At 60.8% G+C, this 19,135-nt stretch carries 17 protein-coding genes; 12 read left to right on the top strand and 5 right to left on the bottom strand.

Annotation, left to right across the window (positions count from 1 at the left end):
- Window position 1: 1 nt before the first annotated feature.
- The 4 genes from C8275_RS02260 to C8275_RS02250 all read right to left on the bottom strand — a co-directional run bounded on the left by C8275_RS02260 (window position 2) and on the right by C8275_RS02250 (window position 6,360).
- Window positions 2-3,322 (bottom strand): TonB-dependent receptor, encoded by a 3,321-nt coding sequence (locus tag C8275_RS02260; protein ID WP_106483922.1) that lies wholly within the window; start codon window positions 3,320-3,322, stop codon window positions 2-4.
- Window positions 3,323-3,460: 138 nt separating this feature from the next.
- Complete coding sequence (locus C8275_RS02255; RefSeq protein WP_106483921.1) at window positions 3,461-4,891, bottom strand: DUF4992 family lipoprotein; 1,431 nt, start codon at window positions 4,889-4,891, stop codon at window positions 3,461-3,463.
- 337 nt (window positions 4,892-5,228) lie between these two features.
- The gene (locus C8275_RS14570) at window positions 5,229-5,513 is read right to left on the bottom strand and encodes a hypothetical protein (protein ID WP_157948132.1); all 285 of its coding nucleotides are present in this window, start codon (window positions 5,511-5,513) and stop codon (window positions 5,229-5,231) included.
- Between the two features lie 127 nt (window positions 5,514-5,640).
- The gene (locus C8275_RS02250; protein WP_106483920.1) at window positions 5,641-6,360 is read right to left on the bottom strand and encodes an RDD family protein; all 720 of its coding nucleotides are present in this window, start codon (window positions 6,358-6,360) and stop codon (window positions 5,641-5,643) included.
- 164 nt (window positions 6,361-6,524) lie between these two features.
- On the opposite strand from C8275_RS02250, the gene C8275_RS02245 reads away from it, so the two are divergent.
- The 12 genes from C8275_RS02245 to tatC all read left to right on the top strand — a co-directional run bounded on the left by C8275_RS02245 (window position 6,525) and on the right by tatC (window position 17,919).
- Window positions 6,525-7,505: a stage II sporulation protein M gene (locus C8275_RS02245; protein ID WP_022384994.1), complete on the top strand. Its 981-nt coding sequence runs from the start codon at window positions 6,525-6,527 to the stop codon at window positions 7,503-7,505.
- Window positions 7,468-8,403, top strand: a complete 936-nt coding sequence (locus tag C8275_RS02240) for a hypothetical protein (protein WP_157948131.1) — start codon at window positions 7,468-7,470, stop codon at window positions 8,401-8,403. The genes C8275_RS02245 and C8275_RS02240 overlap by 38 nt, the downstream gene beginning before the upstream one ends.
- A 6-nt stretch (window positions 8,404-8,409) precedes the next feature.
- Window positions 8,410-9,057, top strand: coding sequence for a DUF4129 domain-containing protein (locus C8275_RS02235; protein WP_106483918.1), 648 nt, complete (start codon window positions 8,410-8,412; stop codon window positions 9,055-9,057).
- On the top strand, window positions 9,054-10,481 hold the full coding sequence (locus tag C8275_RS02230) for a DUF4350 domain-containing protein (protein WP_106483917.1): 1,428 nt from the start codon (window positions 9,054-9,056) through the stop codon (window positions 10,479-10,481). The genes C8275_RS02235 and C8275_RS02230 overlap by 4 nt, the downstream gene beginning before the upstream one ends.
- A gap of 5 nt (window positions 10,482-10,486) precedes the next feature.
- On the top strand, window positions 10,487-11,482 hold the full coding sequence (locus tag C8275_RS02225; RefSeq protein WP_106483916.1) for a MoxR family ATPase: 996 nt from the start codon (window positions 10,487-10,489) through the stop codon (window positions 11,480-11,482).
- An 11-nt stretch (window positions 11,483-11,493) separates the two neighbouring features.
- A complete protein-coding gene (locus tag C8275_RS02220; protein WP_106483915.1) occupies window positions 11,494-12,804 on the top strand; it encodes a DUF58 domain-containing protein in 1,311 nt (436 codons plus the stop codon).
- A gap of 209 nt (window positions 12,805-13,013) precedes the next feature.
- A complete protein-coding gene (locus tag C8275_RS02215; protein ID WP_106483914.1) occupies window positions 13,014-14,549 on the top strand; it encodes a 4Fe-4S binding protein in 1,536 nt (511 codons plus the stop codon).
- Between the two features lie 32 nt (window positions 14,550-14,581).
- A complete protein-coding gene (locus tag C8275_RS02210) occupies window positions 14,582-15,958 on the top strand; it encodes an aldo/keto reductase (protein ID WP_106483913.1) in 1,377 nt (458 codons plus the stop codon).
- A complete protein-coding gene (locus C8275_RS02205; protein WP_106483912.1) occupies window positions 15,955-16,383 on the top strand; it encodes a DUF1893 domain-containing protein in 429 nt (142 codons plus the stop codon). Before C8275_RS02210 ends, C8275_RS02205 begins: the two co-directional genes overlap by 4 nt.
- Before the next feature lie 14 nt (window positions 16,384-16,397).
- Window positions 16,398-16,904, top strand: coding sequence for a hypothetical protein (locus C8275_RS02200; RefSeq protein WP_022384986.1), 507 nt, complete (start codon window positions 16,398-16,400; stop codon window positions 16,902-16,904).
- 45 nt (window positions 16,905-16,949) lie between these two features.
- Entirely contained in the window at window positions 16,950-17,159 is a 210-nt protein-coding gene (locus C8275_RS02195; RefSeq protein WP_022384985.1) for a twin-arginine translocase TatA/TatE family subunit, read from the top strand.
- Window positions 17,146-17,919, top strand: coding sequence for a twin-arginine translocase subunit TatC (tatC, locus tag C8275_RS02190; protein ID WP_106483911.1), 774 nt, complete (start codon window positions 17,146-17,148; stop codon window positions 17,917-17,919). Before C8275_RS02195 ends, tatC begins: the two co-directional genes overlap by 14 nt.
- 114 nt (window positions 17,920-18,033) lie before the next feature.
- On the opposite strand, the gene C8275_RS02185 is transcribed toward tatC, so the two are convergent.
- Entirely contained in the window at window positions 18,034-18,984 is a 951-nt protein-coding gene (locus tag C8275_RS02185) for a DUF3089 domain-containing protein (RefSeq protein ID WP_106483910.1), read from the bottom strand.
- Window positions 18,985-19,135 lie beyond the last annotated feature (151 nt).

Genomic DNA, 19,135 nt, shown 5'->3' with positions numbered 1-19,135 from the left:
TTTAGAATGAGATGTTTACGCCCAACGTGTATTTGCGCAGGTTGGGATACTTGCCGTATGCTCCTGCCCACGGGTTCATGAAGTGGTCGGGATAGGGGCTGGTGAAGCTGATGGCATTCTGGCACGTGAAGTTCAGTCGGCAGCTCTCGATGCCCACAAGGGATGTCCAGTCCTTGGGCAGCGTGTAGGCAAGGGTAATGTTGCGCAGGCTGATGGAGGTAGCGCTCACCTTCCAGAACGTGGACGCCTGACTGTTCACATCCATGTAGCGGAGGTTCGGGAACCGTGCGTCGCGGTTGGCGGGTACGGTGACGTTGCCCTGGGCGTCCTTGATGTCCTCATAGACGAACATGTCGCTCCAGAACGAGGGCATGTTGGTGTAGAGCACATCCTTGTAGCCTTTCTTCAGGTAGTATGCCGACTTGTCCACGAGGTCATAGCCGCCCCAGTTCGCGTTGAACTGCGCGCTCAGCGAGAGGGACTTCCACTCGGCGCCGAGGTTCACGGTGAAGCCGTAGGTGTTGCTTGCCCGGTGGGAGATTTCGATACGGTCGTTGTTGTTGATGATGCCGTCTGCCGGCTGCCAGGTGCCGTCCTGGTTCTGTGCGCCGCGTATGTCGCGGTAGATGAGCATACCGGGGTGCACGTCCTTGATGGTGTTGCCCAGGTAGTTGGTGATGCCGTAGGTCGTGAAGTACTCCTGAATCTCCTGGTAGCTGCGGAACATGCCGATGCATTCATAGCCCCACGTGCCGCGGTCGGAACGCTCATTGGGACGGGCGCCGTCCAGTTCGATGCGGTCGGGCCATGCCATCTTCTTGATGCGGTTGTCGCTATAGCCGGTGTTCACCTTCACGTGGTACTTGAAGTCCTTGCCGATGTTGTCGCGCCAGCCCAGTGACAGTTCCACACCCCAGGCATCGATGGCGCCGAAGTTCTCTGCCGTCGGCTGCGTACCCACGGTGGACGGGAAGTTGGAGGCTCCCGTACGGTTCATGAACATGTCGCGGTTCTTGTCCAGATAGGCGTCGAGGTTCACCGACAGGCGGCTGTTGAGGAAGCGCATGTCGAAGCCCAGGTTCGTCTTGTAGCTCTTGTCCCAGTGTGCGTCGGGGTTGGGAGCATCGCCGGTCTTGGAGCCCGGACCCTTGTCGCTCATCTGGCTGTTGTTGCCGAAGACGGCTCCCTTGCCCTGGTCGACGTTGTAGAGCTGGGTCCACCGCCACGGTTGGATGTTGTCCTTACCCAGGATACCAAAGGAGAGGCGTACCTTGAGGAAGTCCATGAACTTCACGTGGTCCTTGAACCAACCTTCTTCCGACACAACCCATCCGGCGGAGAACGACGGGAAGGTGCCCCAGTAGTTCTTCGGGGCGAACTTGGTCGACGCATCGGAGCGGATGAGGAATTCGAAGAGGTAGCGGTCGGCATACGAGTAGTTCAGACGTCCCACGTAGGAGAGCATGCCCGACTCGCTGCGTCCGAAGTTGGCGTAGGGAGAGCCGTAGGCTGACTTCGAGGAGCCGTCGGTGAACTTGTAGGGGTCGCTGACACGGGCGAGCACATCCTCCGTCTCCGCCTCGCTCTTCTCGATGGAGAACAGGGCGCTCACGTTGTGCAGGCCGAACTCGCGGGCGTAGCTTGCCGTGAGGTTCACCTGGTAGTTGTCGCTCTTGATGTTGCTGCGGCTGAGGTTGTTGCCGTTGTTCACCTCGATGGGGCGCAGGTTGTTTTCCGAGTAATCGGCGTCAGCGCCGGTGTAGAGGTGCGCCCCGCTGCCGGTGCGGTTGAGCATCTGGTAGACGGTCACGCTCGTACCGGTTTCATTGCCCTTGTCGTTGCTGATGCTCCTGGAGTAGGTAGCCTTGAGCTTCAGGCCCTTGAGGAGGTTGCTCCAGCCGAAGTCGTACTCCACGGAACTGTTGATGGTCATGTTCGACGACTGGTTCTCGATGTTGTCGGGTGAGTTCTGTACGGCGCTGAAGTTGTAGAGGTTCAGGTCCGTCGGAGGCTCATTCTGCATGCCCGACTGCACGAGGGGCATCCCGCCGACGTAGTCGGGCACCCAGCGCGGATGGGTCAGCAGCGTGTTGAAGTCCAGGTCGGTGCCGCCGCCGGAGAGTCCGTTCTTTGCCTTGTTGGTCTCGCCGTAGTCGCCCGACAGCTGGAGCGAAGCCTTGAACCACTTGCTGATGTTGGCGTTCACCCCGGCACGGAAGTTCCAGCGGTCGTAGTTCAGGCGGCCGATGTTACCGTCCTGGTCGAAGTAGGAGATGCCGGCGAAGTAGGTGGCTTTCTCCGTACCGCCGTTGATGTTGAGGCTGTGGCGTTGGGTGAAGGCAGCCTTCCACTCCTGGTCGAGGAGGTCATAGTTGAGGCCGCGCATGGCAGCCAGTTCGTCTGCCTGGAAGAGGTCCTTCTGCACTTCCGACGACTCTTCGTCGGTGGAGGTACGCGCTGCACGTATGGCGTTCCAGATGGCGCCCTGGTCATAGGCGGACAGCATCTTCGTGCGGTAGACGGCGTCGGTGACACCGAACTGTCCGCTGTAGGAAATCTTCGGGGCGCCCACCTGTCCGCGTTTGGTCTTCACGAGCACGACACCCTGTGCGGCGCGGGCGCCGTAGACGGCAGCCGAAGCGTCCTTCAGGACGGTGATGCTCTCCACCTCGTCGGCGTCGAGGTTGTTGAACGCCTCTTCGTCGGTCACGAAGTCGTCGATGACATAGAGCGGCGACGCGCTGGTCTCTCCACCCTTGCCGGCATAGGCGGAAGCCACCTTTGCCTGGCGGATTTGCAGGGTCGCAGCCTCACCGGGACGGCCGAAGCCGCCGCTGGAGCTGAGTCCGTTGATGAGTCCGCCCAGGGCGGCACTGAGGTTACCCACCGAGAGGTCCTTGATTTCGTCGGGCTTGATGACCTCGATGGCACCCGTGACGTTCTTCATCTTCTGGGTACCGTAACCCACGACGACCACTTCGTCGAGTTTCATCATGTCCTCGCGCAGGGTCACCTTCATGCCGTCCTGCGGAGCGACGGTCTGGGAGATATAGCCGATGTAGGAGATGACGAGTTTGGCATTGGCAGGTACCTGCAGGGTGAAGTGCCCGTCGATGTCGGTGATGACACCTGCGGTGGTGCCTTCAGCCTTGACCGATGCACCGATGACGGGCATGCCCGTCTCGTCGACCACCGTACCCTTGATGGTCCTTGTGTGCTGTTGTTGGGTTGCCGGGGCATTGCTTCCGCGTGCTTCCAGAGGAGAGACGGACGCGCACATTGCCGCGAGGCATACACTGTAGAGAATATATCTTGTTTGCATAAGAGTTCAGGTCTTTAATTCTGTTTCCGCAGGCGGGACGGCAGGGAGACGTTGGCGGATTGCCGGGTCTGCCGGGGCGTCGGGCGCGAGCGGAACTTCTGTCTGTTATATATAAGGTAGGGTGACAGCCCTGTCCGTTCACTCGGCGGAGTCGTCCTCCGTGTCGGCAGGCAGCCAGCGGGGGTCGCCCGTGCGGTTGGCAAGCTGGTCGGCGCCCGTCACGGTAAACTGCCCGTCGCCGTTGTAGACGAACGGTTCGGTCGTGAGCGTGGAGGTGTCAAACTTGTCCGTCCCGGCGGCACCGTTCCACCAGTAGGTGTTCAGGCGGAAGTTGTGCACCATGTTGGCGTTTCCCATAATCTTGTTGGTGAAGTTGTTGTCCCCGGTGTTGCCGCTGTCCACGATGATGCTCTTGGCGATGTTCAGTGTCATCGTGTTGCGTCCGCGGTACTGGTTCCAGTTGACGAAGTCCTTGCCGTTGGCGATGTTATAGAGCGTACAGGAGTTGATGTTGAACGAGCCGCCGACGTAGCCGGTAATCTTGTCGGGTCGCGACCCGTTGATTTGGGCGAAGAACTTCCCTGCCTTCACCGTGCTGTAGAGCGTGCTCTCCTTGAGCGTAAGGTTGATGGTGCTGCTCTTCTTGAAGAGGACGAGGACATCCGTCTGGTTGATGCGGACGTAGCAATCGTTCACCGAGAGGTTCTCCACGGCGTACTTCTGCTTGTTGTTGTCGTAGATGAGGTATTTGTTCACGTCCAGGATGCGGCATGACTGGAGGGCGATGGGGTCCTTGATGACATACTCGCCGCTTGCCACCTTGGTCGATTCGTCAGGAGTCGTGCTCAGGGCGAGGAAGGCGCCCGAGGTGTTGGCGTTGCAGTCGAAGTCGATGAACTTGACCTTCAAGCCTGCCGCCGTGGCGAGGGTCCCGTCCGCACCGCAGGTCACCATGGGGTGCTTCACCTTGTTGCCGCGCAGGGTGATGCGGTGGCTGCCGAAGTCGGTCGCTCCGCTCATCGTGTAGTGCCCGCCGGGGACGAGGTTGTAGGCAAGTTCCTCGCTGCTGTCAGGGATGGGGTTCTGCTTGAACCACTCCGTGAGGTCGGTTCCGTCAGGGATTTCCGCATAGGTGGCAAGGAGCGTGGAGTACGACAGTTCGGTCGCCTTCTCGGCAGCCTTGTTGCCAGCCTCCTCGTTGCCGAGCGAGCGGATGTAGAACTTGTAGCTGGTGTCCTCCTTGAGAGCGAATTTTTTCGAACAGCCGTCGATGGTGTCCGGACGGCCTACCGGGACGGGATTTTCGGGGTCGTCGACGTTGTAGGCTGTGAACTCATAGCCTCCTGCGCCCATGACCACGGGCCACTCGACAGTGACCTCCGTACCTTCGGGATTCTGGGTGAACTTCACCCCGTCGGCAGCCGGCGACGTCAGGGTGACGCCCGACACGCCCGACGAGAAGGTCCAGTCGTCGTCGTACCCGTTGATACAGGAACCAAGGAGCAGCGTCGTACACGCAGCCGTCACACCACACATACTCCTCAGAGATAAGAAACGATTCATTTTCATACAATTATATTTAAGTTAAATAAAGTCCGTCAGAGTCTGAAAACAAAACTGTCAGGGGGATTCCCTTCATGCGCCGTGAGACGCCCGGATGTTTGGAAATATGTGATGGTAGAGTAAGTAATTTCGCAACATCGGTTTTGGGTATTTGCGTGGGAGGTACATCGTGGCGTCCGGTCACGTCAGTCGTCCCTCTGACAGCACTACGAAGTTAGGACGAAAAAGGGTGGTACGGGAGTATTTTTGGTTCAAAAGAGTAGAGAAATGTTGTATAAAGGCCGTGTTTTGCCCCGAAGAGACTCTTTTAGCTGTGAATAAATGTGAAACAGTGAACAAATAGTCACTTTGCCACGAGTCCGTCCACCGGTGTGATTTCTCCCGTTGCAGCCTGCCTGCGACCCAGTCCGGAGCGTTCGTAACGTCCGATATTATTGAAATGAGATGTCGTGTTTTCTGAAGGCCCGATGCGTCCGTTGAACACTGCCGGAAGGACGTTTCGCAAGTGTTTGACAGCCAGCAGCTTTCGTAGGGGTATATTCCCACCTTCGTACGGACGCGTGACTACTACCGTGCGGACGCGTCCGTACGAGCGTGGCGACGCGTCCGTACGAACGTGGGAACCCATCCATACGGCGCAACGCCTGTTTTCCCATGAAAAGAGGTAGGGATAGATGGACTCCGGTTGTCAAGATTTGTTGGAAGAGGGGACGAAGGCCCCCATTGTCAATTGTCAATTATCAATTGTCCATTGCTCAGAGCTCCTCCAGTGCGTAGTACTGGTAGTCGCGCAGGAGCGTCTGCAGGAGCGGTTCCCCCGGACGGGTGTCAGCCGGCAGACGGAGCGTCCCGATGATTTTGCGCGACAGCTGGAGGATGCGGTCGTCACGGTCCTTGCCGCGCGTGTCGAGCGTACGGGTGATGACGTTGACCTGCTCGAGCGACAGGTCGGCCGCCTGCACATAGGTGGGCCGGTAGTCCTCGCTGACGTAGGCGAACTCGTCGAGACTGACGTGCAGATGGTGGTAGTCCTGCTCCTTGATGACCACGGTCCCGGCTGCCAGGTCGCCCAGACGCTGGTGATTCTTCGTCACGAGGGCGGAGATCAGGCCGATGGCGCCGCCGGAGCCCACGTCGACGGGATAGAGCAGCCAGCGCAGGAGGTAGGAGCCGATGGTCGGTTCGCTCCCGTCCACCCGGGTCACACGCAGGTGCATCAGGCGTTTGCCCACGCTCTGCCCGTTGTTGAGCACCTCGCAGAGCAGCGAGTAGAAGGCGAGGAAGGCGAGGGCAAGGAGGATGACGGCGGTCTCTGCCGCTCCCGTCAGCTTGAGCATCCGCTCCAGCGTGGAGAGACCGACGAGGACGACGGCAATCAGGGTGTCGTCGATGAGCAGGGCGAGCAGCCGTGTGCCTATGCTCGCCGGGGTCTGTTCGATGCGGACGTATTGTCCGGTGATGATGTCGTGTGACATAGGATAATCTGTTTAGGGGACGGGTGCCGCCGGGTGTCACGCCGCTGTCGGCAGGACAGGCGGACAAAATGCGGACGGAGGCACAAACTTATGCCCCGTGGTTTGCAAATGTATAATAAAACCCATACATTTGTCCATTCCATCATCCAGAAAAAGCCGGAACCGTGAAAGAAGTTGTCTTCATACGTCAGAATATAGAGAAGTGGCGCCGGGCAGAGCAGGTGGTCGAGAGTGCCGCCTCGCAGTCGCCCGACCACCTGGCGGATGTCTATGTGGACCTCACGTCGGACCTGGCTTTCGCGCAGACCCACTACCCCCGTTCGCGCATCACCCTCTACCTGAACAACCTGGCGTCCTCGCTCCACAACGAGTTGTACCGCAACAAGCGGGAGAAGTGGAGCCGCATACTCACCTTCTGGCACACCGAGGTGCCGCTGGCGGTCTACGGGGCGCGGCGCGAACTGCTCTATGCCTTCCTCATCTTCCTGACGAGTGTGCTCGTGGGCGTCGTCTCCCAGCTGGGCGATGAAAACTTCGCACGCACCATCCTCGGCGACGGGTATGTGGACATGACGCTGCGCAACATTGCCAAGGGTGACCCCATGGCGGTCTACAGCGGCGGCGAAGAGGGGTCGATGTTCCTCGCCATCACCATCAACAACGTGCGCGTGTCGTTCCTCTGCTTTGCCGCAGGGCTGTTCACCAGCATTGGCACGGGGTGGCTGCTCTTCACCAACGGCGTGATGGTGGGCTGCTTCCAGACCTTCTTTGCCCAGCACGGGGTGCTCGGCGAATCGATGCTTGCCATCTGGCTGCACGGGACGCTCGAGATTTCCGCCGTCATCATTGCCGGAGCGGCGGGCATCACCATGGGCAACGGGTGGCTCTTCCCCGGCACCTATCCGCGTCTCGTATCCTTCCGGCGTGCCGCACGGCGCGGGATGAAGATTGTGGTGGGCACCGTCCCCGTCTTCATCGTGGCAGGGTTCATCGAGAGCTTCCTCACGCGCCACACCCATGCCCCTGCCGTCCTGCGCTTCGGGCTCATCGCGCTTTCAGCTGCCTTTATCGCATACTATTATATCTACTTACCCAAAAAACGTATTTATGGAAACAATGAGAGAACCCGGAATCGTGCTGTATAAACGGCGCGACTTCGGAGAGAAATTTACCGTCACGTTCCGGTTCATCCGTGAGAACTGGAAACCGTTGCTGAAGTACCTCACGGCATTCCTCCTGCCCATAGCCATCCTGCAGGGCTTCAGCATGAGCGCGTACATGGACAACGCGTTCAAGGCAAACCCCTACGTTTCGTCCGGGGCGGAGGAGAATGGCATGATGGCTCTTCTGGGACTCCCCTACCTGTTCCTCATCGTGTTCTCCCTGCTGGGCGGAATCCTGCTCTACGCGGTGTTCTATGCCCTGTTCATCACTTATGACAGGCGGGAGAAAGGTTTGCGGGGCGTCACCTGGAGTGCGCTGTCAGCCGAGTTCCTGCGTTGCCTGAAGCGGAGCGCCACGTGCTTCGGCTTCATTATCCTGCTGCTGGTACTGTATCTGGTGCTGATGGTTCTGCTCGCTTCCCTGTCGGCCGCCACGCTCATCGTGACGGTTCCCCTGCTGCTGGCATGCCTGGTTCCGCTCATGATTTTCTATCCTGCCTACATGCTCGACGAGCAGTCGGCAGGCATCTGGAACACCTTCCTGTGGAGCATGCGCAACGGCTTCAAGTGCTGGGGCGGCTCCTTCCTCATCCTCTTCGTCTGCAACCTGCTGACGAGCGTGCTGAGCGGCCTCCTTTCCGTGCCGATGTACGTAGTGCTCATCGTCCGTGCCCTCCTGGTAGGAGCAAGCGGACAGGTGGCTGACGGCGGCATGCTGTTCGACGTGCTGCAGTACTTCACGTCCGTCCTGATGCTCTACGCTTCCTACCTCTCGACGGTCGTCGTGCTGCTGGGCGCGACCTACCAGTACGGACACATCCGCGAGAAGATGGACGCCGTGACCGTGGACGAGGACATCGAGAACTTCGACAAGCTCTGATACCGCATGCACCCGGCAGCTACCGACACCCTGACTTGCGACACCGCCCGGCTTGCCCGCTGGTGGACCGACCCGGCGTATGACTATGAGCGCGCCCTGCGCGCGGCGGACGGTACGTGGTGGGACCGCCTGCGCTCCTGGCTGGACTGGAAGCTCAGCGAGTGGTTCAACTGGACACTGACCGACTCGGAGGTCAACTGGGTGTACGTCGTCGCCGCCCTCGTGGTCCTCCTGCTGATTGTCGCCTACCTGTGGTGGAAGCATCCCGGGCTGTTCCGCCGGGTGGGACGTGCCGGAAAGTCTTCCGCAGCGACGGACGAGGACACCATCTACGGCATCGACTTTCCCGAGGAGATACGTCGTGCCACGTCGCGCGAGGACTATACGGCTGCCGTGCGCTACACCTATTTATATATGCTCCGGCAGCTCGACGATGCCGGACTCATCAGCTGGCAGAGCTACAAGACCCCCACCGACTATGTCTACGAACTGCGGGAGGCTGACAGCGCCGAGGACCTGCGTGCGCTGACCAACGGTTTCCTGCGCGTGCGCTATGGCAACTACACCGCCACGCGCGCCTTCTACGACGGGATGTGCCGTTTTCGCGACGCGCTCGTCCGTCGGCTCCTGCAAACGGAAGGAGGTGAGCCATGAGGCGCGGCACGCTCATCTACATCGGCTGCATCATCGCCCTCCTCGCGGTGGGACTCTGGTTGCAGCTCACACAGCCGCGACCTGTCGACTGGACGGCGACCTATGACCACAAGGACACCGGACCCTTCGGCTGTGCCGTGTTCGACTCGGTGATGGCGTTCACGCTCCCTGCCGGCTATCGCCCCGTGGCAGAGACCTTGGACGACTTTCTGGAGAACGACACGGTGGGCGGTCAGAACCTCCTCTTCGTCAGCGGATACTGCTGGCTGAACGACGAGGACGTGGACTCCCTCTTCGTCCGCCTGCACCGGGGAGCCAGCGTGCTGATGGCAGCCGACTGGTTCAGCGACGCCCTGCTCGACTCGCTGGGCATCACCGAGGCTGACGGCTTCGTGCTGGACGGGCTGGATGAGTTGCCCTCACTCCGGCCGGCGATTGACACGCTGGAGTGGGTGGAAGAGCCGGGACGCTATCCCCGGCGCGACTTCCCGGTGCGCTCCTCCTTCCAGGCGACGGGCTTCCAGCCGACGGAAAGCCTCGGGCGTTACCCCTTCCGCGTGCTGGCGTGGCAACACCACGACCGGGTGTATGCGGGGGACTCCGGCTACGTCGCCCGGAGGATGAACACCGTCAGCTTCCGCGTCGGCAAGGGCGAACTGACGCTCATGCGCTCGCCTTTCGTCCTGACGAACTACGGCATCCTCCACCGCGACCTCAAGGACTACGTGCTGCGCCTCGCCGACCGCCTGAAGGACGCTCCGCTGGTGCGGACCGATGCCTACGCCTTCAGCTCGGGAGGCATGGACTGGGACAGCCTTGCCGATGGACGGGCACGGGGACCGTTTGGCTACTTCCTGAGCCATCCGCCCCTGCAGTGGGCGCTCTACGTGTCGCTGCTGACCATCGTGCTGCTGTGCTGCTTCACCGCCCGGCGGCGTCAGCGTCCCATCCTCGTCATGTCGCCTCCGGAGAACCGCAGCCTGGAGTTCGTGAAGCTCATCGGCACGCTCTACTACCAGCGCGAGACCCCTTCCGCCCTGCTGCGCAAGAAGTATGTCTACTTCGCCGACGAGCTGCAACGCCGCACGGGGGTGGACCTGCTCTCGGAGACGTCCGCCGATGAACGTGCCGACCGCCTGGCGGAGAAGACCGGAGCCGACCGCACACAGCTCCTGGCACTGCTGACGCGCCTCGATGCCATCCGTGCGGAGAGCCCCCTGCGTGCCGACGACGAGGAGATGAAACGGCTGGTCGACCGGATGAATGACCTGCTCGCCGCGGTGTCCTCGCCCGGTGCCCCGTCAGCACCCGGACGGCAGACGCCTTCCGTTGGAAAAGAAACCATACAATCACAGAATGAACCAGACTCCCTGTTCCCCGCACGGGACCCCCTCCCTACGACGGAGGACAGGAAGGAACAATAAAGCTTATGGAAGAGACAAAACTGGAACCCGCAGCCGCGCACGATGATGCGCCCCGTGCGGAATACTTGCAGGAACGCATCCGCCTGCTGAAGGAGCGGATTGCTTCCGTCATCGTCGGCCAACGACAGACGGTCGACCTGTTGCTCACCGCCATCCTCGCCGACGGTCATGTCCTGCTCGAAGGCGTGCCGGGCGTGGCGAAGACCCTGCTTGCCAAGCTGACGGCACGCCTCATCGACGTCGACTTCAGCCGCATCCAGTTCACGCCCGACCTCATGCCGAGCGACGTGCTGGGCACGTCGGTGCTCAACATGAAGGAAGGCGTGTTCGAGTTCCACCGCGGTCCGGTGTTCGCGAACCTCATCCTCGTGGACGAAATCAACCGTGCCCCGGCGAAGACCCAGTCCGCCCTCTTCGAAGTGATGGAAGAACGCCAGGCGACGGTCGACGGGGTGACCTATCCCATGGAGGAGCCTTACCTTGTCATTGCCACCCAGAACCCCGTCGAGCAGGAAGGGACCTACAAGCTCCCCGAGGCACAGCTCGACCGCTTCCTGCTCAAGGTCACCGTCGACTATCCGTCTGCCGACGAGGAACTGGAGATCCTGCGCCGCCACCAGGAGCGGCATGACCTGGTGAAGCTGACGGACATCGCCCCCGTGCTGACCCGCGCCGACGTACAGGAGTTGCGCCGCAGGACAGACAGCCTCTACGTGGAGCCGTCGCTCCTGAACTACATTGTGCAGATTGTCCGTCAGACACGCCTCAGCAAGGCGGTCTACCTGGGCGCGTCGCCCCGTGCCAGTGTCGGGCTGCTCCGCGCGTCGAAGGCGTACGCCTGCCTGCAAGGACGCGATTTCGTGACTCCCGAGGATGTGAAGTTCGTGGCGCCCTACGTCCTGCAACACCGCATCGTGCTCACCGCCGAGGCGGAGATGGAGGGATGGTCGGACGTGAAGGCGGTCCGCCGCCTCATCGACAAGGTGGAAGTACCCCAATAACCCTTCCGCCCATGTTTCTGACCCGTAGGTTCTATCTCGTGGCACTCGCCGTCGTCCTGCTGTTGGGCAGCGGCTACTGGGCTGCCCCGCTGTTCGGAGTGGGGCAGGCAGCCTTGTGCCTGTGGGTGGCGGCGACGCTGCTCGATGCCGGGCTCCTCTACGCCGGGGGCGGCAGGCTGACGGGAGAGCGGCACTGCGCCGAACGCTTCTCCAACGGCGACGAGAACCCCGTGACACTGGAGCTGGCGAGCACCTGCCGGCAGACGCTGCACCTGACTGTCATCGACGAGATTCCCGCCATCTTCCAGCGGCGCGACCTCTCGTTCACCCTGACGTTGCCTCCCCGCGGCAGCCGTTTGCTGACCTACACGCTGCACCCCGTGCGCCGCGGCATCTACGGGTTCGGTCACATCCGTCTCTTCGCCCGTACCCGGCTGGGGCTCGTCGAGCGGCGGTTCACCACCGGACGGCCCGCCGACGTGAAGGTCTACCCCTCGTACCTGCTGCTGCGGCAATATGAGTTGCAGGCCATCCACAACCGCCTGGTCGAGCAGGGACAGAAGCGCATCCGCCGCGTGGGGCACCAGACGGAGTTCGAACACATCCGCGAGTACGTCCCCGGCAACGACTACCGCACCATCAACTGGAAAGCCACCGCCCGCCGCCACCAGCTCATGGTGAACATCTACCGCGACGAACGTTCGCAACAGGTCTACAGCCTCATCGACAAGGGGCGCGTGATGCAGCAGGCCTTTGGCGGCATGATGCTCCTCGACTATGCCATCAATGCCGCCCTGGTGCTGTCCTACGTGGCAGTCCGCCGGGAGGACAAGGCAGGACTGGTCACCTTCGACCACCGTTTCGACACCTTCGTTCCGGCATCCCGTCAGGAGGGACAGATGACCCTCCTCGCCGACTCCCTCTTCAAGGAGAGCACGTCGTTCCGGGAGACCGACTACTCCGCCCTCTGCGCCCACCTGGACAAGCGGGTGACCAAGCGCAGCCTCGCCGTCCTCTACACCAACTTCATGACCCTCGTCGAGGTACGCCGCCAGCTGCCCTACCTGCAGAACCTTGCACGCCGCCACTGCCTGCTCGTGGTCTTCTTCGAGGACGACGAGGTGAAGGCGTATGCCACCTCGCCCGCCCGGACGACCGAGGACTACTACCGGCACGTCATCGCCGACAAGTTCGTCTACGAGAAGCGGCAGATTGTCGCCCTGCTCCGCCAGCACGGCATCACCGCCCTCCTCACCTCCCCCTCCCGCCTCACCGTCGACGTGGTCAACAAGTACATCGAGCTGAAGCGGCGCGGCATCTGAGCCGGCTGACGGTCCCCGTCGGTCCCTTCCGCAGTAACAGACTCTCCTGTTTTCACCTCCCGAACCGGAAAATCGTCACATTTCCGTGCTTTGGGTGGCAGAATCTGTAATTCGGGTACTTCCAGCGTACGATTTTTACCTAACTTTGCCACACTACGTGATACGGTCCCTGACCGACTAACCCTTATCCTTTTAAACGAGTATCCATTATGTTACGCAAACTCAGACTAACGCTTGCCGTTGTCTTCTTCGTCTGCATCACCCTGCTCTTCCTCGACTTCACGGGGACGGTGCATGCGTGGTTCGGCTGGATGGCACGTATGCAGTTCCTGCCCGCCGTGCTGGCAGTGAATGTGGGCGTGGTGCTGGCCCTGCTCCTGCTGACCCTGGTCTGCGGGCGGGTCTACTGTTCGGTCATCTGCCCGCTGGGCGTGATGCAGGACATAGCCGGGTGGCTGGGCGGACGCACGAAGAAACGCCGCCGCCGCTTCACCTACTCGCCCGAGAAACGCTGGTTACGCCTTGGCGTACTGACACTGTTCGTCATCGCCCTCCTGGCAGGAGTCGGCTCGTTCGTGGCGTTGCTGGCTCCCTACAGCGCCTTCGGACGCATCGCCCAAAACCTCTTCGCCCCCTTCTATGCGTGGGGTAACAATGCCTTGGCTTATCTGGCGGAACGCGCCGACAGCTACGCCTTCTATGAGACGGGCGTCTGGCTGAAGAGCCTCCCCACCTTCCTCATTGCCCTGGCAACACTCGTCATCCTCTTCATCCTTGCCTGGCGGAACGGACGCACCTATTGCAACACCCTCTGCCCCGTAGGGACCGTGCTGGGCTACGTCGCCCGCTTCTCCTGGTTTAAGCCGGTCATAGACACCGGCAAGTGCAACGCCTGCGGACTCTGCTCCCGTTCCTGCAAGGCATCGTGCATAGACTTCAAGAACCACCGCATCGACTACACCCGCTGCGTGGCATGCATGGACTGCCTGGACGTCTGTCGTCAGGGCGCCATCACCTACGGCCACAAGCCGGCACCCCTCCGTGCCCCTCTCCGGACGGAGACCTTGCAGGCGGCTGAAGCCCCCGCCCCTGCCGGAGCGGCGGAAGGCACCCGGACGACCTTCTCCCGACGCTCTTTCCTCTCCGCCGCCGGACTTGCCGTCGGCTCGGCAGCCCTGGCACAGGAGATGAAGGTGGACGGAGGCTTTGCCACTATCATCGACAAGCAGGTTCCCCACCGTGCTACCCCCATCGTGCCCCCGGGCGCACTCAGCGCGGCCAACTTTGCCCAGCACTGTACGGCGTGCCAGCTCTGTGTTTCGGTCTGCCCGAACGAGGTGCTCCGTCCCTCGACCGACCTGATGAAGCTCATGCAGCCCGAGATGAGCTACGAGCGCGGCTACTGCCGTCCCGAGTGTACGAAGTGTGCCGACGTCTGTCCCGCAGGAGCCATCCACCCCATCACCACCGCCGACAAGTCCGCCACGCAAATCGGTCATGCCGTGTGGATACGCAAGAACTGCATTCCACTCACCGACGGTCAGGAGTGCGGCAACTGTGCCCGTCACTGTCCCACCGGAGCCATCACCATGGTGCCCTCCGAGCCTTCGCGGCCTGATTCGCGCCGGATTCCCGTGGTCGACACCGAGCGCTGCATCGGCTGCGGCGCCTGTGAGAACCTCTGTCCCGCCCGTCCCTTCAGTGCCATCTACGTGGAAGGACACGTGCGCCACCGGACCGTCTAGCATGCAACATCAACCCTCAACCCATTAAGAACATGAACGAAAAAGATATGTCCCGCCGCGACTTCCTGAAGATTGTCGGCATCAGCACCGCCACCGCCACTACGGCGACCCTGGCAGGATGCGGACCGAAAGGCGCGGGAAACAACGAAACAGGTGCCGGCACCGTGCCCGTGGGCAAGATGGACTACCGCACCAACCCCAAGACAGGCGAGCGCGTGTCCCTCCTCGGCTACGGCTGCATGCGCTGGCCCACCCTGCCTGCCCCGGAGAAGGGGGGCAACGTCATCGACCAGGACGCCGTGAACGAACTGATTGACTACGCCATGGCACACGGCGTGAACTACTATGACACCTCCCCCGTCTACGTACAGGGATGGTCCGAACGTTCCACCGGACTCGCTCTCAAGCGGCATCCGCGGGACAAGTTCTTCGTTGCCACCAAGCTGTCGAACTTCTCCAACTACACCCGTGAGAACTCCATCGCCATGTACCGACGGTCGTTCGAGGAGCTTCAGGTCGACTACATCGACTACTACCTCCTCCATTCCATCGGGAACGGAGGCATCGAGACCTTCCGCAAGCGCTACATTGAGAACGGGATGATAGACTACCTCATGGAGGAGCGCAAGGCAGGACGCATCCGCAACCTGGGCTTCTCCTTTCACGGCACGAAGGACGTGTTCGACGAGGTGCTCGCCATGCACGACCGGGTACACTGGGACTTCGTGCAGATACAGCTCAACTACCTCGACTGGCGCTATGCCTCGGGCAACAATGTCAACGCCGACTACCTCTATGCCGAGCTGGAGAAACGGCACATCCCCGCCGTCATCATGGAACCGCTTCTCGGCGGACGCCTCTCCAAGGTGCCCGAACACATCGTGGCTCGCCTCAAGCAGCGCCTTCCTGAGCTGAGCGTCGCTTCCTGGGCGTTCCGTTTTGCCGGGACACCGGCAGGCGTACTGACTGTCCTGAGCGGCATGACCTACCTGGAGCACCTGCAGGACAACCTGAAGACCTACTCTCCGCTGAAGCCCGTGACCGCAGAGGAGCACGAGTTCCTCCAGCAGACGGCCGACCTGATGAAGCAGTACCCGACCATCCCGTGCAACGACTGCAAGTACTGCATGCCCTGTCCCTACGGAATAGACATCCCCGGCGTACTGGTACACTACAACAAGTGCGTCAACGAGGGTAACCTGCCCACGACGTCCGGAGACCCCGATTACCGCCGTGCCCGCCGAGCCTTCCTTGTAGGCTATGACCGCAGCGTGCCCCGTCTGCGTCAGGCGAGCCACTGCATCGGCTGCCGTCAGTGTGTCGAACACTGTCCGCAGGCAATCGACATCCCCGCCGAGCTGCACCGCATCGACGACTATGTGGAAGGCCTCAAACAGAACACCCTATGACGCCCCTTGACACCCTCGTGAGACGCCTCCATGAAGGCGGCTGCACCCTCGTCGTGGCACAAGGCGACGACGTCCACCTCTTCACACGTCGGGGAGTGGCGGACCTGATGGACCTGACCGACAACGACCCCGCCTTCCTGCACGGCGCACTTGTGGCAGACAAGGTGGTGGGCAAGGGCGCCGCGGCACTCCTCGTCAAGGGAGGCGTGGCGGCACTGCACACCGACCTGATTTCCCGTCCCGCCCTCGACCTGCTCAGCCGGGCAGGCATCGACGTGACGTATGACACCCTCACCGACCACATCGTGAACCGTGACGGGACGGACTGGTGCCCTGTCGAACGACTTTGCCGTCCGCTGGACAACATCGACGAGATGGTCGACGCCATTCGCGCGTTCATTCACCGGAAACAAACGACTCTTTAAACCGAAAGAAACTTATGGAAACAACAAACGTACGACTCTACTCGCTGCCCTGTGACAGCATCAAGACCTATGTAGCCGTCCTGCTCTTCGTGGCAGGCAACATCGCTCTGCCCCAACTCTTCCACCTCGTCCCCCAAGGTGGCGTGACGTGGCTTCCCATCTACTTCTTCACCCTGGTTGGTGCATACAAGTTCGGCTGGCGCGTCGGACTGCTCACGGCGGTTCTCTCCCCGCTCGTCAATTCGTGGCTCTTCGGCATGCCTCCTGTGGCTGCCCTGCCCGCCATCCTGCTGAAGTCCTGCCTGCTGGCCCTCCTCGCCGGAGGAACTGCGCACCGCTTTGCCCGTGTCAGCTTCCCTCTCCTTCTGGGTGTGGTGCTGGGCTACCAGGTGCTGGGCACCCTGGGCGAATGGGCGTTGAAGGGCGACCTTTTCCTTGCCTTGCAAGACTTCCGCATCGGGCTTCCCGGCATGGCGCTGCAAGTCGTGGGCGGCTACCTGTGTGTGAAATACATCCGTTGAGAATCTGAAGCCGATACATTATTCATTCTTTAAAATCGAAAAACCATGTTTGGAATAGGAACTCCCGAACTCATATTCATCATCCTCATCGTGCTGCTGCTCTTCGGTGGCAAGAAAATCCCCGAACTCATGAAAGGGCTGGGCAAAGGCGTCCGCAGCTTCAAGGACGGCATGAACGGACTGGACCCCGATGCTCCGTCCGAGAAGAAAACCGACAAACCCACCCCGGAAGAGCCGAAACATGACGGACAATAACTCCGCGATGACCTTCTGGGACCATCTCGACGTGCTGCGCGGCTCCCTCCTGCGCATGGCGGTGGTGACGGTGGCATGTGCCGTCGTCGCCTTCGCCTTCAAGGATGCCGTGTTTGCCGCCATTCTGGCACCGAAGCACGACGACTTCATCCTCTACCGTCTGCTGGCTGGCGTAAGCGGCTGGCTGGCGGATGGCTCACCGTCGTCGTTCCACGTCGAGCTCATCAACACGGGGCTGGCGGAGCAATTCAAGATTCACGTCAAGACCTCGCTCTACGTCGGTCTCATGGCCGCTTCTCCCTATTGCCTCTACGAGCTGTTCCGCTTCGTCTCCCCCGGGCTTTACCCGAAGGAACGTCGCTACGGGGTGCGTGCCGTGGTGTCCGGCTACGTCATGTTCCTGCTCGGCGTGGCGCTGTGCTACTTCCTCATCTTTCCCCTGACGTTCCGTTTCCTCGGCACCTATCAGGTCAGTCCCGACGTGGAGAACCTCATCACCCTGCAATCCTACATGGACACGCTGCTTGTCATGTGTTTCCTCCTGGGCATCCTTTTCGAGCTGCCCATCGTGTGCTGGGTGCTCGGCAAGTTGGGCATCCTCCGTCGGACGTTCATGCGCCGTTACCGCAAGCATGCCGTGGTAGTCATCCTCGTGGTGTCTGCCATCATCACTCCCACATCCGACATCTTCACCCTCTGCATCGTCGCCCTCCCTATCTGCCTCCTCTACGAGGTGAGTACTTTCCTGGTGAAAGATTGATTCCCCACAACCGTTCATACATACATCCCCCGAACACATTTCGTATGGGGACTCATTGTCATGCGTGGGTGTGGGGAAACAATTTGTAAAGCGTTACATCAGGTTCCGGTTTACCTACCGGCGGTAGTAGCTACGCACGCGCTGTTCCACGTTGCGGCGGAGGCAGTCGGCGTAGAACGTGAGTTCCTGGAGATGGTAGTTGCCTACGGGGAACATGGAGCCGAGTGACGGCAGGTAGTATTGTTGTGGATTAAAGCCCTCGACGAGCAGTACGTGCTGTTTCGTGTCCACGCGGACGGTGACGGTGTCGTTGAGATAGGCAGGGCTGCCGTCCGTCTTCCAGTTCACGGGATTGATGCACAGGGAGCCTTCTCCCAGGACGGGACAGACCGCTTCAGGGCTTGCCACGGAATTGTAGCAGACGGTGACGCCCGTGTCGATGGAATCGCGTGCCGCCTGGATGGTCTTGAAGTAGCTCGCCGTACGTTCGCTCACGTTGTAGCCGATGACGTAGGCTGCTACCATGCGGCTGTGTACGTCGGCTGGCATGTCCTTGAGCAGTTCGACCACCGCCTTGGCACCTTGGCTGAAGCCTGCCAGGATGAACGGACGCCCTCCGTTGTCGTGTTCGAGGTAGTGGTTAAAGGCACGTTTGACGTCGCTCATGGCATAGGGGAACCGTTTCTCGACAGTGTCCTCCCCTTCCATCCACGATTCCAATGTAATCTGGCGGTAGTAGGGAGCATAGAAGTTGTTCGTCGGGGCAAATATGTCAGCTGCCAGTTCCAGTGACGGACGCAGTGCCTCGCGCTGGTCGGCGTTGTAGACGTCTTCAAAGTGCATCGTGTTTCCCTGGCTGTCGTGCCAGTCCCACACGCACGTGGGAGCGATGTAGAACACGTCGGCTGTGGAGTTGTTGTCCCCCTGCGGAACATTCAGCTCCTTGTACCAGGCGTTCTCTTCGCCATAGTCAGGTGCCGACGGCATCAGGTAGTGCGCGGTCTTGTCCGAGCACCCCATGCACACTAAGATGACAGTGAGCAGGATGTGAGAGAGCTGTTTCATAAATGTTTCTTCACTATTCGCCTGCAAAGGTAGGCATATCTTTCGGAAAGTGCAAACAAAAGTTATCGAATCTAAAGAAAAAGTATGCAGTCAGGACCGCTCCTTGTGGTGGGAACACTTGTCCGGCGGTCAAGATTTGCCGGACCTCCGT

The sequence above is a fragment of the Bacteroides sp. Marseille-P3684 genome, assembly GCF_900291465.1.
Taxonomy (GTDB): Bacteria; Bacteroidota; Bacteroidia; order Bacteroidales; family Bacteroidaceae; genus Phocaeicola_A.
This window is presented reverse-complemented; position numbering and strand designations above follow the sequence as displayed.

Bases quoted from the DNA above. Each gene is read 5' to 3' on its own strand.
- C8275_RS02250 (WP_106483920.1), bottom strand. From the start codon at position 6,360: ATGTCACACGACATCATCACCGGACAATACGTCCGCATCGAACAGACC.
- C8275_RS02260 (WP_106483922.1), bottom strand. From the start codon at position 3,322: ATGCAAACAAGATATATTCTCTACAGTGTATGCCTCGCGGCAATGTGC.
- C8275_RS02240 (WP_157948131.1), top strand. From the start codon at position 7,468: ATGGAAACAATGAGAGAACCCGGAATCGTGCTGTATAAACGGCGCGAC.
- C8275_RS02215 (WP_106483914.1), top strand. From the start codon at position 13,014: ATGTTACGCAAACTCAGACTAACGCTTGCCGTTGTCTTCTTCGTCTGC.
- C8275_RS02230 (WP_106483917.1), top strand. From the start codon at position 9,054: ATGAGGCGCGGCACGCTCATCTACATCGGCTGCATCATCGCCCTCCTC.
- C8275_RS02205 (WP_106483912.1), top strand. From the start codon at position 15,955: ATGACGCCCCTTGACACCCTCGTGAGACGCCTCCATGAAGGCGGCTGC.
- C8275_RS02255 (WP_106483921.1), bottom strand. From the start codon at position 4,891: ATGAAAATGAATCGTTTCTTATCTCTGAGGAGTATGTGTGGTGTGACG.
- C8275_RS14570 (WP_157948132.1), bottom strand. From the start codon at position 5,513: ATGGGTTCCCACGTTCGTACGGACGCGTCGCCACGCTCGTACGGACGC.
- C8275_RS02220 (WP_106483915.1), top strand. From the start codon at position 11,494: ATGTTTCTGACCCGTAGGTTCTATCTCGTGGCACTCGCCGTCGTCCTG.
- tatC (WP_106483911.1), top strand. From the start codon at position 17,146: ATGACGGACAATAACTCCGCGATGACCTTCTGGGACCATCTCGACGTG.
- C8275_RS02200 (WP_022384986.1), top strand. From the start codon at position 16,398: ATGGAAACAACAAACGTACGACTCTACTCGCTGCCCTGTGACAGCATC.
- C8275_RS02235 (WP_106483918.1), top strand. From the start codon at position 8,410: ATGCACCCGGCAGCTACCGACACCCTGACTTGCGACACCGCCCGGCTT.
- C8275_RS02185 (WP_106483910.1), bottom strand. From the start codon at position 18,984: ATGAAACAGCTCTCTCACATCCTGCTCACTGTCATCTTAGTGTGCATG.
- C8275_RS02210 (WP_106483913.1), top strand. From the start codon at position 14,582: ATGAACGAAAAAGATATGTCCCGCCGCGACTTCCTGAAGATTGTCGGC.
- C8275_RS02225 (WP_106483916.1), top strand. From the start codon at position 10,487: ATGGAAGAGACAAAACTGGAACCCGCAGCCGCGCACGATGATGCGCCC.
- C8275_RS02195 (WP_022384985.1), top strand. From the start codon at position 16,950: ATGTTTGGAATAGGAACTCCCGAACTCATATTCATCATCCTCATCGTG.